General features: G+C 42.6%; 12 protein-coding genes. 8 read left to right on the forward strand and 4 right to left on the reverse strand.

The annotated features are described in order from the left end of the window. Positions 1 to 273: 273 nt before the first annotated feature. Entirely contained in the window at positions 274 to 759 is a 486-nt protein-coding gene (locus ACT3TH_RS06465) for an FKBP-type peptidyl-prolyl cis-trans isomerase (RefSeq protein WP_062843751.1), read from the reverse strand. Positions 760 to 1097: 338 nt separating this feature from the next. Here ACT3TH_RS06465 and ACT3TH_RS06470 point away from each other — a divergent pair, with 338 nt between their 5' ends. Then, complete coding sequence (locus tag ACT3TH_RS06470) at positions 1098 to 3062, forward strand: M61 family metallopeptidase (RefSeq protein ID WP_444755024.1); 1965 nt, start codon at positions 1098 to 1100, stop codon at positions 3060 to 3062. A 150-nt stretch (positions 3063 to 3212) separates the two neighbouring features. On the opposite strand, the gene copM is transcribed toward ACT3TH_RS06470, so the two are convergent. Both copM and ACT3TH_RS06480 read right to left on the reverse strand, forming a co-directional pair. Then, the gene (gene copM, locus ACT3TH_RS06475) at positions 3213 to 4031 is read right to left on the reverse strand and encodes a CopM family metallochaperone (RefSeq protein WP_444755025.1); all 819 of its coding nucleotides are present in this window, start codon (positions 4029 to 4031) and stop codon (positions 3213 to 3215) included. Positions 4032 to 4262: 231 nt separating this feature from the next. Then, the gene (locus tag ACT3TH_RS06480) at positions 4263 to 4877 is read right to left on the reverse strand and encodes a pseudouridine synthase (protein ID WP_444755026.1); all 615 of its coding nucleotides are present in this window, start codon (positions 4875 to 4877) and stop codon (positions 4263 to 4265) included. A gap of 509 nt (positions 4878 to 5386) precedes the next feature. Between ACT3TH_RS06480 and icd the strand changes: the two genes are divergently transcribed. Beyond that, the gene (gene icd, locus ACT3TH_RS06485; protein WP_444755027.1) at positions 5387 to 6646 is read left to right on the forward strand and encodes an NADP-dependent isocitrate dehydrogenase; all 1260 of its coding nucleotides are present in this window, start codon (positions 5387 to 5389) and stop codon (positions 6644 to 6646) included. Between the two features lie 200 nt (positions 6647 to 6846). On the opposite strand, the gene ACT3TH_RS06490 is transcribed toward icd, so the two are convergent. Continuing rightward, positions 6847 to 9066 (reverse strand): NADP-dependent isocitrate dehydrogenase, encoded by a 2220-nt coding sequence (locus tag ACT3TH_RS06490; RefSeq protein ID WP_444755028.1) that lies wholly within the window; start codon positions 9064 to 9066, stop codon positions 6847 to 6849. A gap of 711 nt (positions 9067 to 9777) precedes the next feature. On the opposite strand from ACT3TH_RS06490, the gene ACT3TH_RS06495 reads away from it, so the two are divergent. The 6 genes from ACT3TH_RS06495 to ACT3TH_RS06520 all read left to right on the forward strand — a co-directional run bounded on the left by ACT3TH_RS06495 (position 9778) and on the right by ACT3TH_RS06520 (position 16216). After that, positions 9778 to 11124 (forward strand): GNAT family N-acetyltransferase, encoded by a 1347-nt coding sequence (locus ACT3TH_RS06495; protein WP_444755029.1) that lies wholly within the window; start codon positions 9778 to 9780, stop codon positions 11122 to 11124. Between the two features lie 37 nt (positions 11125 to 11161). Continuing rightward, positions 11162 to 11665: a chorismate--pyruvate lyase family protein gene (locus ACT3TH_RS06500; RefSeq protein ID WP_444755030.1), complete on the forward strand. Its 504-nt coding sequence runs from the start codon at positions 11162 to 11164 to the stop codon at positions 11663 to 11665. Positions 11666 to 12125: 460 nt separating this feature from the next. Beyond that, a complete protein-coding gene (gene glyA / locus ACT3TH_RS06505; RefSeq protein WP_444755031.1) occupies positions 12126 to 13382 on the forward strand; it encodes a serine hydroxymethyltransferase in 1257 nt (418 codons plus the stop codon). A 92-nt stretch (positions 13383 to 13474) separates the two neighbouring features. Further along, a complete protein-coding gene (locus ACT3TH_RS06510; RefSeq protein WP_444755032.1) occupies positions 13475 to 14215 on the forward strand; it encodes a type 1 glutamine amidotransferase in 741 nt (246 codons plus the stop codon). A gap of 254 nt (positions 14216 to 14469) precedes the next feature. Beyond that, a complete protein-coding gene (locus ACT3TH_RS06515) occupies positions 14470 to 15153 on the forward strand; it encodes a hypothetical protein (RefSeq protein WP_444755033.1) in 684 nt (227 codons plus the stop codon). Beyond that, positions 15131 to 16216, forward strand: a complete 1086-nt coding sequence (locus ACT3TH_RS06520; RefSeq protein ID WP_444755122.1) for a helix-turn-helix domain-containing protein — start codon at positions 15131 to 15133, stop codon at positions 16214 to 16216. The genes ACT3TH_RS06515 and ACT3TH_RS06520 overlap by 23 nt, the downstream gene beginning before the upstream one ends. Positions 16217 to 16266: the final 50 nt, after the last annotated feature.

Consider the following 16266-nt stretch of genomic DNA (forward strand, 5'->3'; position numbering starts at 1 on the left):
AAGATATCTCGGGATTAGATATCATATAACGTTAACATGGATGGTTGGTGATAAAAGCCGCATAATGCTTGTCGTTATGCGGCTTTGTTACGTCTGTAAGAGAGTAATTTATAATTATCGCTTGATCGTATATGAGTTTTTCATAAAACTTTTTATAGACATACATTCCATAAAAAAAGGCCAGTAGACAAAGCCACTGACCTTTTTGGATTAAGTAACAAGCTCAATATGAACCTATCATTTAATACCTTTTTGCTGTATCTCTAATAGAGATTAGTGCTCAACGCCACCTGCCCCATGTACATGGCCGTGGTTTAGCTCGTCTTCAGTTGCTGCACGTACTTCTTGGATTTCAACATCAAAAGTCAAACGCTTACCAGCCAATGGATGGTTTGCATCAACAGTCACTTCTTGATCGTTTACATCAGTAACAGTGACTAGCATTACTTGGCCACCAGCTTCTGACTGAAATTGCATACCTGGCTGGATATCATCAACGCCTTGGAAGTTATCACGTGGTACATGTTGTACCGCTTGCTCTTGGTATTCGCCGTAACCGTCAGCTGGCTCAACAACTGCATTGACTTTTTCGCCTGCAGATTTGCCTTCTAACTGTTGCTCAAGACCTGGAATGATATTGCTGTGGCCATGTAGGTAAGCAAGTGGCTGACCTTCTGGTGATTGGTCAAGGATATTGCCTTCGTCGTCTTTTAGAGTGTAATTGAATGTGACGGCGGTGTCTTTTGCGATAGTAGTCATAATTTATCCTAAATATATATCTATGTAAAAAAATAAATGCGGTTGAAATAAACCTAAAAAACCCAATCAGCAAGCCAAATAGGCACGTCATTAGTCCATTATCATCAGTTTATTAAAGTAACTTTAGCAGTTAGCATCTTTAATTGCGATGGGTCACATAACTTTCAAGGTAAAAATAAGAAAAAATGTTATTTAATATTCATAAATATCCCATTTTCCAAAAATAAATACTGTTTTTTATTGTTTAGGGTAAGTTATTGAGTATTGACGGAGATGATTTGTCAGTTGCGTTTTTGGGTCAGGGCTTCTACCATGAAGATAAAAATAAGGATAAAAAAATGACTTCACTTACCTCTACTTCTAATAATTCGCTAACGAATACGGATGGCAGTACTAGCAGTTTAAGTACTGAGATAAAAGCAGATATCCGTTATCGATTCGATTTCGAACGCTTCTTTGAGCATTTGGTTGACGTCACTCTTAGTTTTACAGCAACGTCCGACTGTCCTCAGCTTTGGTTACCAGCGTGGATACCGGGCAGTTATTTGATGCGCGAGTTTGCTCGAAACATCACGGCGGTGCAGTACCAAGTGACGGATGGTGACAAATTATCCGAGACTTGTCGCGCACAAAAGATAGATAAACATACGTGGCAGCTGCCAGAAGCGGGGGCAGGACAGACAGTAACCGTGGCCTATGAAGTCTACTGTTACGATTTATCAGTGCGTACTGCCTATGTTGATCAGCAGCGCTTGTACGGGAACTTTACCTCTTTAGCGCTTGCCATAGATGGGCAAGAGCGGGCATCAATAAAAGCAAGCTTAATTGTGCCAGCCGCATTTTTGGCAGATAAAGACGACAATCGCGTACTACTAGCATGTGGCTTAAATTCGACCCATCTACGTCTCGATGGATCAGATGATACCGCACAGTACAGCTATACGTTAGAGGCAGACAGTTATCACGAGCTGATTGATTATCCTTTTGAAATCGCAGAACAAGACATTTTTGATTTTATTATTCACGATAATGGGCATCAGACATTGCCCCATAGGTTTTATCTCTCAGGCAAGCATCGCGCCAATATGGGCAGATTACAGCAGGATGTGACTCAGATTTGCCAGACATATCTAGATTGGTTGGGTGATGCGCCTTTTAACGATTATACTTTTATGACGTTTGCCAGCGGGCAAGATTACGGCGGGCTTGAGCACATCAACTCTACCAGCCTAATTACGCCGCGCGCTGACCTACCAAATACTAATGAGCCAGCCATACCAAGCGCAGATTATCAGCGATTTTTGGGACTGTGTAGCCACGAGTATTTTCACTCATGGTGGGTTAAAACCGTACGCCCTGATGTGATGCTAGAAGTAGATTTGCGCCGTGAGGCTTTTACACCATTGCTATGGGTATTTGAAGGGTTTACGTCTTATATCGACGACTTTATGTTGCAAGCGTCAGGCGTGATTGATAAAACCAGTTATCTCAAACTGCTTTCTGAACAAATCAACCGCTATTACCAAACCCCAGGTCGCGCCCATCAAAGTGTCGCAGAGTCGAGCTTTGATGCGTGGATTAAGCTCTACCGCAATGATGAAAATACAGGCAATGCAGGTATCAGTTATTACAATAAAGGGGCGCTAGTTGCTTTATGCTTGGATTTGACACTGCTACAAAAGAGTGCGGGTCGCTATCGCTTATTTGATGTGGTCAAATCCTTCTATGAGCAAGCCAAGCAAAACGACAATAAACGTATTGGTATCAGCAATGCTGACATGGATACAGTGATTGGACAGTTTATGCCGCTTGCAGACTGGAAAGATTTTGAGCGTCGTTATGTCAATGGTGTGGAAGAGCTACCTCTTGAAGCAATGCTAACGGCAAATGGTATCAAGCTTCGTACCAATACTAAGGAAACGGCAGACAAGCACATGCCTTGGGGACTAAGATGTACTGAGACACCAGCGGGACTGCAAATCAATCGCGTACAGCGTGATAGCCCTGCTGCCAAAGCTGGACTATCAGCACACGATGTCATCATTGCAATTGATGGTATAAAAGCCACTAATAAGCAATTAACGGCGCTCAGTCAGGCAGAGCGCGATGTTGAATGCCATCTGTTTCGCCGCGATGAGCTAATGTGCGTCAATGTGCGACCCAAAGCTGCTGCTGAAGCACAGGAAATAAATGGCAATGCGGACGATGCCAAAAAAGTCGCGCCTTATAAAGTGAGCCTGCATCTGGTAGAAGGTAGCAACGCGTTATCACAGGCATGGCTCAACGTGATGGATCGTGACTAAGTTTATACGTCAGTATTTATAAGTCAGTTGCTGTTTATATAATATTCTAGTCATTCATAAACAAAAACTCCCCGCTAAAAGACTTGTTTAGCAGGGAGTTTATTATGATAACGATAGCGCTATAGAATGACCAAAAAAGTAAAAGAGCCTCTAAGAAACAGGCTGCTGCGGCTTATTTTCATTACCTTCATTTTTGTTTTCAGCATTTACGTCTTGAGAATTCTCATCTGTCTCAACGTTTGCAAGCCAATTTTGCATCAACGTAATCTCAGGCTGCTGGGTATCGATGATATTTTGTGCCAATTGACGCATCTCTGCATCAGTACCGTATTTCAGCTGAATCTCTGCCATTTCTACCGCGCCCATATGATGCGGTAACATACCGCGTGCAAATGCCACATCGGGTACAGGATCGGCGATACCGAGTATCATGTCACCATGTAAGACATCCATACTTCTAGCATATGCTTGCTGCATTGCTTCGGTATTGGGTTTGGGTTTGGCCGTATCAGGATGGCTGGCGAGCCATTTGTTCAAAATATCGATTTCGACCTGCTGATTGTCGATAATTTCTTGAGCGAGCTGACGCATGACATCATCATTGCCATATTTCAGCTGGATTTTTGCCATGTCTACCGCGCCATGATGGTGTCCAAGCATGCTTTTGGCAAAGGCTGTATCAGGATCGTTGTAACCCATCCCAACCATCATCTCATCATGCATTCCTGTCATTGACTTTGTGTAGTCTCTGAGCATGTCGCTCATTGGCGTTTCGACTGTAATATCTTCGCTTGCTCCGTGATCTTCATGCTCACTGTGATGTTGGGCAGGGGCGGTGTCAGTGACAGGTGGCGTGACTTCATTTTCGACTGCTGCCTCATTGTCTTTTGTTGTTGGCTGACACGCACTCAGCATAAGCGCAGCAGAAATACTGGTGGTCAACAAGACAAAACGACGAGAAGCAATCATGGCATATCCCTATTGTAAAAAACTAATGGATCAGTGGATGAGGTCTACTATACATAATATAAGAAGTGCTAAAGTTTAGCAGATGAACCTTACGCATTCGAGACGCTACGTTTAATAGGGCGTAATATATTTACTTAATATTAAAACCCTTCATTCATGGCAAGATACTAGGCATTGGATAGCAGTGGCCTATTTATGAATGCTTAGCTATCCCTCATCAAACAGCGTTAATTAACTGGTAATACCCAACTGCTGGCAGCGCTCTTTACTCAAATGAACACGTGTAAATTCACCAACTGCCAAATCACCCAGTTCAAACCCTGCTACCGACCAGCGGATCAAACGTAAGCAAGGCAATCCAACATGCGCGGTCATGCGTCTTACTTGACGGTTTTTACCTTCATAAATAGTCAACATCAGCCATGAGTCTGGCACGCTTTTACGTTCGCGAACCGGTGGATTACGCTGCCAGAGTGGCATTGGTAATGTCTCCTCATTGACGTGTTTGACATCGGCGGGTAGGGTTTTACCGTCTTTAAGAATCACGCCGTCTCTAAGCTTATCAAGTTGCTCAGCAGTAGGGATGCCTTCAACTTGCACTAAGTAAGTTTTGCCTTGTTTACGACCAGCATTAGCTTTTGGTGGATGAGTAATGGCCTTATTTACCCGTCCATCACTTGTCAGAATTAGTAACCCTTCTGAGGTAGCATCGAGCCTACCCGCGACTCGCAGGGATTTATCCGTAAAATAGTGCGATAAGGTGGTGTGGTCATTGTTGCTGTCATTACGAAACTGACTTTGCACCCCATAAGGTTTATTGAATAAAATGAGACTGGAAGTCGACATAAAATGGTATTTCCTAAAGGCAAATCATAGGTGGATCATCGCAGCAAAAGCCCGAGCAAGCGGCACTTGTTGCTGAAAATAAGGTCGAAAAGGTCGAGTTCAAATTACTATAGTTTACATATTGAACTACAAAAATAGGGCATCATCAGTATGAATTTTTAGAAACAAAATCCCCCATTATATGGGTAGTATCTGTAATATTGATCATCGACTACCGGTAATGTGAGAGAAAAATTATTGCTTAACTCTCTATTTTAATACAATACAGTGAGTTTGACTCATATCATTAAAAACTGTCCTGTAGCAGTTTGCGTTTTCACGCTTCTATAAAGCAATTTTTCAATCGTATGCAATCCTATACTATATGGTTTTGCTCATCAGAATTTTAACGAACAAGCGTAATTATCATTTTAACGAACAAGCGTAACTATCATAGTTGAAATCAGCACAGTTATAAAAAATAGTAAATGCGCTTGTGACACCTAAAATAAAAACAAGGAGTTTTATTCATGTCTTACGAGAAAGTTATCGTACCAAGAGACGGAGAAAAAATTACCGTAAACGCTGATCTGTCGTTAAGTGTGCCCAACAATCCCATCATCCCGTTTATCGAAGGGGATGGTATCGGAGTGGATATCACGCCTGTCATGATAAAGGTTGTAAACGCAGCAGTGGACAAAGCCTATTACGGTAAAAAATCCATCATTTGGATGGAAGCGTATCTTGGCGAAAAAGCGGCTAAGATTTATGATGGTGAGTACTTACCAAACGAGACGCTAGAGATTTTAAAAGACTACGTCATTAGCATTAAAGGTCCACTGACCACACCTGTTGGCGGCGGCTTTCGCTCATTAAACGTCGCGATACGTCAAGAGCTTGACTTGTATGTGTGTCAGCGTCCAGTACGCTGGTTTGAGGGTGTGCCAAGCCCTGTTCAGCATCCTGAGCAAACCGAGATGGTAATCTTCCGCGAAAACTCAGAAGATATCTATGCCGGAATTGAGTGGAAAGCGGGTAGTGAAGAGGCCAAGAAGGTCATTAACTTCTTAGAGAATGAGATGGGCGTTACCAATATCCGTTTCTCTGACGACTGCGGTATCGGTATCAAGCCTGTATCAAAAGAAGGCTCACAACGTCTGGTACAAAAAGCGATTCAACATGCCATCGATAATGACTTGCCAAGTGTGACCTTAGTCCACAAAGGTAACATCATGAAGTTCACTGAAGGCGCGTTCAAAGAGTGGGGCTACGAGGTAGCGGCAGAGAATTTTGGTGCAGAGCTGTTGGACGGTGGTCCTTGGATGACTATAAAAAACCCAAAAACGGGCAATGATATCATTATAAAAGATGTAATCGCTGATGCGTTCTTGCAGCAGATTTTGATGCGTCCGGCAGATTATTCGGTGATAGCAACTTTGAACCTAAACGGCGACTATATCTCTGATGCGCTCGCCGCTCAAGTGGGCGGTATTGGTATCGCCCCGGGCGCTAATAAAAGTGGCGCTATCTCTGTCTACGAAGCAACTCATGGTACGGCGCCTAAGTATGCAGGTCAGAATAAAGTAAACCCAGGCTCATTGATTTTATCTGCTGAAATGATGCTACGTGATATGGGCTGGATAGAAGCGGCTGATCTTATCATCAATGGTATCCAAGGTGCTATTACGTATAAGACGGTCACTTATGACTTTGAGCGTTTAATGCCAGATGCGACGTTGCTCAGTACGTCCGAATTTGGTGAAGCCGTGATTAAGCATATGGATGCTTAGAATTTAGTCGCACTATCGAATGACATCTACCACTATGTAGATGGCTTTTTTATGACAATAAATATAATTGTTGGATTATTATCTAGACAAAAAAACACCCCTCAGATCTAAGATCGTTGGGGTGTTTTTTATTCATACGCTGGTATAAAGCCTTTAAATGAAAGAGGATCTACATTCAGCTAAGCCCTTTATAATGAAGCTTATAGAGAAGCCAAGGCCTCATTGAATAACTTACTTGGACGCATCACTTGTTCAGCAATTTTTTCATCAGCGAAGTAATAACCTTTAATATCCACTGACTTGTTTTGAGCATCATTCAATTCTTTGACGATGGTCGCTTCGTTGCTTTCAAGCGTTTGCGCTAGTGGTGCGAATTTTGCTTTTAGGTCAGCGTCTTGATCCTGTGCCGCCAGCTCTTCTGCCCAGTACATGGCCAGATAGAAATGACTGCCACGGTTGTCTAGCTCACCTGTTTTGCGTGATGGCGACTTGTTGTTTAACAACAGTTTTTCAGTTGCTTTATCAAGCGTGTCTGCCAGTATTTGCGCTTTTGCGTTGTTGTCGTTCTTTGCCAAGTGCTCCAAAGACACGGTCAAGGCCAAAAACTCACCCAATGAATCCCAACGCAAGTGGTTTTCTTCGACCAGTTGCTCGACATGCTTTGGTGCAGAACCGCCAGCACCCGTCTCAAACAAACCGCCGCCCTTCATTAGTGGGACGACAGACAGCATTTTAGCACTCGTTCCTAGCTCTAGAATTGGGAACAAGTCCGTTAGATAATCTCTTAAAATGTTACCAGTAGCAGAAATCGTATCCAAACCACGAGCGACGCGCTCTAAGGTATAACGCATGGCGCGAACTTGAGACATGATTTCAATGTGTAGACCTTCGGTGTCGTACTCTTTTAAGTACGTTCTTACCTTTTTGATCAGCTCATTCTCGTGTGGACGGTACGGATCTAACCAGAAGATGACTGGCGTATTTGATTCGCGTGCGCGGCTCACAGCAAGTTTTACCCAATCTTGGATAGGCAGGTCTTTGGTCTGACACATGCGCCAGATATCACCTTCTTCAACACGCTGCTCAAGTAATACTTCGCCTGTCTCAACATCGACGATACGAGCAATGCCGTTATCGCTAGACTCAAATGTCTTGTCATGTGAGCCATACTCTTCTGCTTTTTGCGCCATCAAACCAACGTTTGGTACAGTACCCATCGTGGTTGGATCAAAGTTACCATGCCATTTGCAGAAGTTAATCATTTCTTGATAGATACGAGCAAAGGTAGACTCTGGCATGACCGCTTTACAGTCATACATTTTACCATCAGCGCCCCACATTTTACCGCCTGAGCGAATCATGGCTGGCATTGATGCATCGACGATCACGTCACTTGGTGAATGGAAGTTGGTGATGCCTTTTGATGAATCAACCATGGCAAGACGCGGACGATGCTCTTGGCAAGCATGCAAATCACTTTCAATCTCTTCACGTTTGCTGGCTGGTAGCTCTGCGATTTTTTCGTACAAGCTTGCCATACCGTTATTAACGTTGATACCTAACTCGTCAAACAATGCACCATGCTTTTTAAACGCATCTTTATAATAAATTTTGACCGCATGTCCAAACACGATAGGATGCGATACTTTCATCATGGTGGCTTTTACGTGCAATGAAAATAGGATACCGGCTTCACGGCAATCTTCCATTTCTTGCTCATAAAATTCAAGCAGCGCTTTTTTGCTCATGAACATAAGGTCGATGACTTCTTTGTCCAACAAAGCAATCTCAGGTTTTAGTACTTTGGTATCGCCGTTATCCGTCAACAACTCCATGCGTACAGTGCGTGCTTTGTCTAAAGTCATAGACTGCTCGCCGTCATAAAAATCGCCATTATGCATGTGCGATACGTGCGTGCTTGACCATTGCTTCCATTCACCCATAGAGTGCGGATGCTTGCGAGCAAAGTTTTTGACGGCTTTTGGTGCACGGCGGTCTGAGTTACCTTCACGTAAGACAGGGTTCACAGAGCTGCCTAGGTTTTTACCATAACGCTTACGAATCTCTTTTTCTTCGTCAGTTTTTGGGTCATCTGGGAAGTTAGGGATGGCGTAGCCTTTGCTTTGTAGTTCTTTAATCGCCGCTTTTAGCTGTTGTACAGAAGCACTGATGTTCGGCAATTTGATGATATTGGTGTTTGGGTCTTGCGTCAGACGACCCAGCTCAGCTAGATTGTCAGGAACACGTTGCTCTTCAGATAAATACTCAGGGAATTCAGCCAATACGCGGGCGGCAACAGAGATATCACTGGTTTCAACCGCAACACCTGCGGTTTGTGTAAACGCCTTAACGATAGGCAAAAATGATAGTGTCGCAAGCGCTGGGGCTTCGTCAGTTTTTGTATAAATAATTTTTGACATTTTAGTAGTGTCTTCCTTTAGGCTGGAGTTAAAAATAAAGCTCAGATATGACGTCAAAAATACGTGAGTGGTACTATGCAATGGTGAACGATGCGATCAAGTTCATCATATCTGGCCTCTTAAAATCTTTTGAAACTGCTGGACAGGTCTCTTTTTAATTTTCACTAAACTTGTGCTTTGAGACCGTATGCTACTACTGGGCCGTTAATCCACTATAAATCATCTTTTCTGTCAATCTCGTATAGTGAACTAAGTATACTGTTTTCGCTCATATCCTATATGTTTGAATTATATTAAGCTAAGAACAACCTTATTCTACCAGCCATCCGCTTCAATATCATCTTTTCCATACAACCCCTGCCTTTTTGTCTGACGAAAAAGGCGGTATAGCTAAGAGGATTTTTTTGAAGTCTTTGAGTGATAACGCTTATAAAAGGCAAGTGCAGTTAGCCCAGCACAACATGGTTTTAATGGCGTCCCCTCTATTTTAGATCGCCTATATTGTCTTTATGTTTACCTTTCAACGAAGCTTTATTAAACCTCTATATCAATATAATAAATAATCATAATAAAAAACTACCTATATAACTGTAGGTGGTTTTTTGCCGAAGAGTGCACCATTTTTGCAAATTGTGACAGCAAGCGAGTAAAAATTTGCTAGGCTAGATGACTGATCGATAGAATATCGGCAAACATAGAGTAAGCATAAGTATGAATCTACAATACGCATTGATGAACGACACCAGTTGGCAGAGTCAAGCTGATTGGCAAACACCAGATACGCCTTTTATGTCATTTGCTTTTTGGCAGGCGCTCAGTGATACAGGTGCCATTGGTGAAGAGGCTGGCTGGTTACCGATATTTATTTTGGTATATCGCGTTGCTGACCAATCACTAGAGAGTTTAGCAAGCAGCGATAGCCTCAGTGAAAACCAGCCCGCAGGACAAGGCGATTCAAAACCAATTGCGGTACTGCCGGTCTTTATAAAAGGTCATCATCGCGGCGAGTTTGTGTTTGATCATGCGTGGGCAGAAGCCTACGCGCGTTACGGAGTCGATTACTATCCGCGATTGGTCACGAGCGTACCTTATACGCCCATTACAGGTGAGCGCTTTTGGTTGGCAAAAGGTGAGACACTAAATGACGATATCGTTAAAACTGCGATTGCAGGTGTCGATGATATTGCGCAGCAAGTAGGCGCGTCGAGCTGGCATGGGCTTTTTGTCACTCCTGAGATGGCGTCTATCGCGACCACGTCCATGCCGACGGATATCGATGTGGCGCTGGCTTTAGCGGCAGAAGACAATGGGATGGAGCCAGTCACTATCGACATGCCGATACTTGAGCGGCAAGGGTGTCAGTTTTTGTGGCAAAATAAAGACTTACTCAAAGACAATCAGCCGTTTGCAGACTTTGAGGCGTTTTTGTCGACCCTAAAAGCCAAAAAGCGTAAGACCATTCGTGCTGAGCGTCGCAAGGTCGCCGAGCAAGGTATCAGCTGTCAACGCAAACGCGGCGATGCGATCACTGATGAGGACTGGAAGGCGTTTTATCATTGTTATGTGATGACGTATGCAGTGCGGGGTCAGCATCCGTATTTGACGATTGATTTTTTTATGGCCTTGGCGCAAGACATGTCTGAGCATCTGATGCTGGCGCAAGCATTAGACGGGCAGGGTAATATCATTGCCAGCAGTTTATTCTTATACGATATGCCTGACAGCGGTAGGATTAGTGAAGCGCTAACCTTGTATGGCCGCTATTGGGGCGCGCTTGGCGAGTACGACAGCTTGCACTTTGAGTTGTGTTATTATCAAGGCATTGAGTTTGCCATTGAGCAAGGTTTGACGTATTTTGATCCAGGTACGCAAGGCGAGCATAAGCTGATTCGAGGATTTATTCCAACGACGACTCACTCCTTACATCGCATTTATGATCCGCGTTTTGTACCCGCGATTAGTGAGTTTTGTACTCAAGATCGAATGCACATGGCGCAGTATCGTCAGCAAGCTTTTGAAGCGTTGCCATTCAACGCCGATAACATGCCTGGTTTTTAAATCTTCTTTTTTAACCTTTCTCAATTAGCCATTAACTATGTCCAGCACTCACTTATTTTCCTCTCATCTATCACCGCCTGCAATACTACTACCTTGGCTCAGTGTCGATGGCTCTTTAACTGCCGTGCTAGAAGTCAAAGCAGGGCAGCCGTTGCGCGTCGAGCGTGTCTTTGAGGGGTATCGTCGATTAACCTTATTACAAAAAAAGCAACTGGGCGTGCAGGGTGCAATGCTTAATCGCCCAATGCTCGCTTGGGTGCGTGAAGTGCAGCTCTATGGTAATGATGAGCAGCCGTGGGTAAAAGCACAAAGCATTTTTCCATTGCCCAGTCTGACAGGTCGGGCGCGGCGCTTGCAACAGCTCAAAGGTACGCCTATCGGCTATGTACTGTTTAAGCGCAGTCGTACATTGCCTAATCAACGCGTCATTCAGTATACGAGCGAGGGCTGGCAGCGGCAAACCCATTATGATTGGTACGGTCGAAAATTTATGATCAGTGAAATATTTTTGCCTGCGTTTTTGTCTAGTGAAGTTAGATAGATACATGGTCGATAGCCACTAATCATTAAATGACCGTATATAAAATACAGATTGCCGACGTTAAAAATTGATAAGCCGTTTATTTTATTGGCTATTTATTTATGTTATATGACCATTGGGTTTACTTAACTTAAGGTGATGTTTTTTTGCGCTCACCGCGCAAATTTTCATGTTACACTTAATCTTTAGCGATGATTTCGATGCCAGTGCGTATCGGCTTTATTGCCAAATTGGACAAGTTAACAACAGGCCAATTGCCTGCGTTTACTCCTGTTTATTTTTGCTCATAGATGCCATTGACAATAATTTAATACTATAAAACCGAGTGTAAGAGTACCGATCGTACTTTGAGCAACGTTGACACAGTAGTCGTTTTATTGTGGGCAAGCTATAAGCTTCTTTTCAATGACAATTTTTTAATGGCATTTTTTTAATAATAGTCACTACCTAGGACATCACTATGTTTAAAGATATTTCTATCAAAGATTTTGATCCTGCTCTTGCTGAAGCGATGGCCGCAGAAAGCGTTCGTCAAGAAAACCATATCGAATTGATTGCTTCTGAAAACTACTGCTCACAAGCGGTGATGGAAGCTCAAGGTACTGATTTAACCAACAAGTACGCTGAAGGCTATCCTGGTAAGCGTTACTACGGTGGTTGTGAGCATGTTGATGTCATTGAACAATTGGCCATTGACCGTGCAAAAGAGCTGTTTGGTGCTGAATACGTCAACGTCCAACCGCATTCAGGTAGCCAAGCAAACTCTGCGGTATTTTTAGCATTACTTGAAGCAAACGACACCGTACTTGGCATGAGCCTAGACGCTGGTGGTCACTTGACGCATGGCGCGCATATTAACTTTTCAGGTCTGAACTACAATGCCGTACAGTACGGATTGGTAGAAGGCACAGGTCTTATCGACTATGACCAAGTAGACAGCTTAGCGCGTGAGCACAAGCCAAAAATGATTATTGCGGGTTTTTCAGCGTATTCACAAGTGGTTGATTGGCAGCGTTTCCGCGACATCGCTGACGAAGTAGGCGCTTATCTGTTAGTCGATATGGCCCACGTGGCCGGTCTGGTCGCTGGTGGCGTTTACCCAAGCCCAGTACCGTTCGCTGATGTGGTCACGACGACGACGCACAAAACCCTACGTGGCCCGCGCTCAGGTATGATCTTGGCTCGTGATGAGGCACTGGCGAAAAAGCTTAACTCAGCAGTATTCCCAGGCAATCAAGGTGGCCCGTTGATGCATGTCATCGCGGCGAAAGCGGTTTGTTTTAAAGAAGCGCTAGAAGACAACTTCAAAACGTATCAGCAGCAAGTGGTCAAAAACGCGCAAGCAATGGCAAAAGTCATTCAAGATCGCGGCTATGAAATCATCTCTGGCGGCACTGAAAACCATCTGATGCTGATCAGCTTGGTTAAGCAAGAAATGACAGGTAAAGAAGCGGACAAATGGCTTGGCGATGCACACATCACTGTCAATAAAAACGCCGTACCAAATGATCCAAAGTCTCCATTCGTGACTTCTGGTATTCGTATTGGTACACCAGCGATCACCACTCGCGGTTTCAACGAAGCGCAAGCAAGTGATTTGGCAGGTTGGATCTGTGACGTGCTAGACAGTCGCGGTGATGAAGCCGTAGCGACTGAAGTACGCGGTAAAGTAGAAGCAATCTGCAAAGAGCTTCCAGTTTACGAAAAAAATCAGTAATTCTTAATTTTCTCTTATAAAGAGTTGTATAACAAAAAGACCGCTTAGCTTTTGCTAGGTGGTTTTTACTTTTTTCATAAAAGGATAGTTCGATGACCCTACGCATTCATGCTTTATACCATGTCGATTTTGAAGAACTTAGCTATATTAAACAGTGGGCAGACAATCAAGGTCATAGTATTACGGTGACACGATTTTATGAAAATGACCCATTACCAGCTCAAGACAGTTTTGATTGGTTGGTTGTTATGGGTGGACCCATGAGTATCCATGATGAAACGGAGTTTCCATGGTTGGTTGATGAGAAGTGTTTTATTCAGCGGAGTATTGATGAGGGTAAAACGGTTATCGGTGTTTGTCTAGGCGGGCAGTTGATAGCAGACAGTTTGGGTGCAAAAGTTGCGCCATCAGGCATAAAAGAGATTGGTTGGATGCCAATCCAATTAACCACGCAAGGAATAGATCATCCATTGCTAAAAGATTTGCCAAAGGAGGCGTTTACTGTATTTCATTGGCATGGCGATGGTTTTGAATGTCCTCAAGGTGCTATTCCAATTGCAACGTCACAAGTATGGGCAAATCAAGGATTTATCTACCAAACACCAAAACATAAAGCGTTGGGCACTTGGGTGATGGGCTGGCAATGTCATTTTGAAGTCACTGAAAAAAGTATGATAGATATGGTGGCGCACGGAAAAACTTATATACAAGAGGCAATAGCTGATTATCCTGACTCAGTACAATCAGGAGAGAAGATAATAGCGCTAGGTGATAAGTACATTACAGACAACAATGCGTGGCTTTCTATGATGCTGGATAATCTGGAAAAATGACATTAATGAGTTGTGGAAAGAGCATTTTTAAGATGGGAACATGGAAAGCATGACAGAAAAGTAAGTGACTTAGGATTGTAAAAAAACCGCTTAGCGTTTGCTAGGCGGTTTTATACGTACTTACGTACAAAATTTTAAATATATACTTCATAATTAGTGGTTGCATAAGTACATACTTCGAAAGTAGTTAGTTCTTGTTTTTTAACCTCATTTGAGGTTAAAATAGTGGAACTAATGCTAATAAAGGAAGAAAAATGCACGCTTATAAGATTGAACATATAACCCAGTTAGATGAGCCTAAGGATGATAGTGACTTTAAGAAAATTGGTCTTCCTTATGAAGTATTTGCGAAGGCAGTAGATGCAGGATTTAGAGCGCACAGACGTGAGCATAAGGGTATTTCTACAAAGTCTGCAGCAGGATACAACGCTTGGAATTATGCTGTAAAAGAACTAAGGCTAGAGGCTCTAGCGCACAAATGGGGAAAGCCTTTCGAAAGTAATGGTATTGAAGGTATTAAAAGTTCACTGAGAAAAATTACAATTATTGTTAATTCAGGTAATACGAATACTGGTATCAAAGATAAAGAGCCAAAGCCTAAGAATCAAAAGGGTTCGGGCTACAACATTCTGATGAGTGATAATTTAGATTTATTCACTTCTTGTGACGACTTGTTTGACGCAAATGCTATTACTGGGGAATCTGCTGACCCAAATCAAACATGGTTACTTCTTTTTTATATTGACGAGAAGAAGGAAGAAATTAGATTTGAGCTATTATTGCCTACGAAGATAGAGAATAGAATTATTTCTGGCTATAAAAAGCGAATTATTTTGTCACCTATTGATACTTCGAATAAGCCTAAAGTTACATCCGTGAAGAGTGAAGAAGACTCAACTGTAGGGGTTGATTTTGATGTGCCTAGAAAGAGTGGATAAAGAGTTTAATCCTGATAGATTGAAAGTTGCAAGACTAAGACGCAAGATGACATATAGGAAGCTTGCTGAGCAAACAGGACTGTCTTCAAAAACTATATCTAAATACGAGAAAGATGGTATTAATAACCCACCTTCTAGTGAATCTTTGAAGAAAATATCGCAAGTTCTTAGTTATCCTGCACAGTTCTTCTTTGAAGATGATATTGATGAAATATCTACGGAGACGGTTTCATTTCGTGCATTAAGTAAGATGACAGCTGCACAAAGAGATGCTGCTATATCTGCTGGAAGACTTAGTCTCATCCTCAACAATTATATACAAGATAATTTTGAACTCCCTAAACAAGATTTTATAGATTTAAGAGGTTGTGATCCTGAAGTAGCAGCAGAGACAATCAGAGAGCATTGGGCGCTCGGAAGTAAGAAGATAGGTAATTTAATTCATCTGTTAGAATCTAAAGGTGTTCGTGTCTTTTCATTGGCAGAAAATACTCTAGATGTTGATGCTTTTTCTTTTTGGAAAGATGGCTTGCCATTTATTTTTCTTAATAATAGGAAGTCAGCAGAGCGTAGTCGGTTTGACGCTGCTCACGAATTGGGACATTTACTGCTGCACAAGCATGCCTCACCTTTTGATGACCCTATTAACGTTTCATTATCTCCGAGTCGGGTCGCTGAACAAGAAGCTGATAATTTTGCTTCTGCATTTCTAATGCCAAAGGTAAGTGTCGCAAATTCTGTTCCCAACTATATAACTATAGAGGACATTATTGAACTAAAAAGTAAGTGGTCGGTATCTGCTGTTAGCCTAATATTTAGATTGTATAAAGCTAATCTTATTACGGAGTGGCAGTATAGAACACTTATGGAAGAAGCTTCAATAAGAGGCTATAGAAAGGAAGAGCCTCAGCCTATTCCTAGAGAAAAGTCCTTAATTTTTGAAAAGATAATGCCAGTGTTAGCTAAGGAAGGTTTGGGCGTAAAATCTTTTGCTAAAGAATTGAAATTACCTCTAGATGAAGTAACCAATTTGATGTTTATGCCAACTCTTTTAGACTACTAACGTACAAGAAATATTTTAATTGTTATGCTTAGAGAATTTTGAGTACATCG

The sequence above is a fragment of the Psychrobacter sp. AOP22-C1-C5 genome (genome assembly GCF_052378885.1).
Classification (GTDB): Bacteria; Pseudomonadota; Gammaproteobacteria; order Pseudomonadales; family Moraxellaceae; genus Psychrobacter.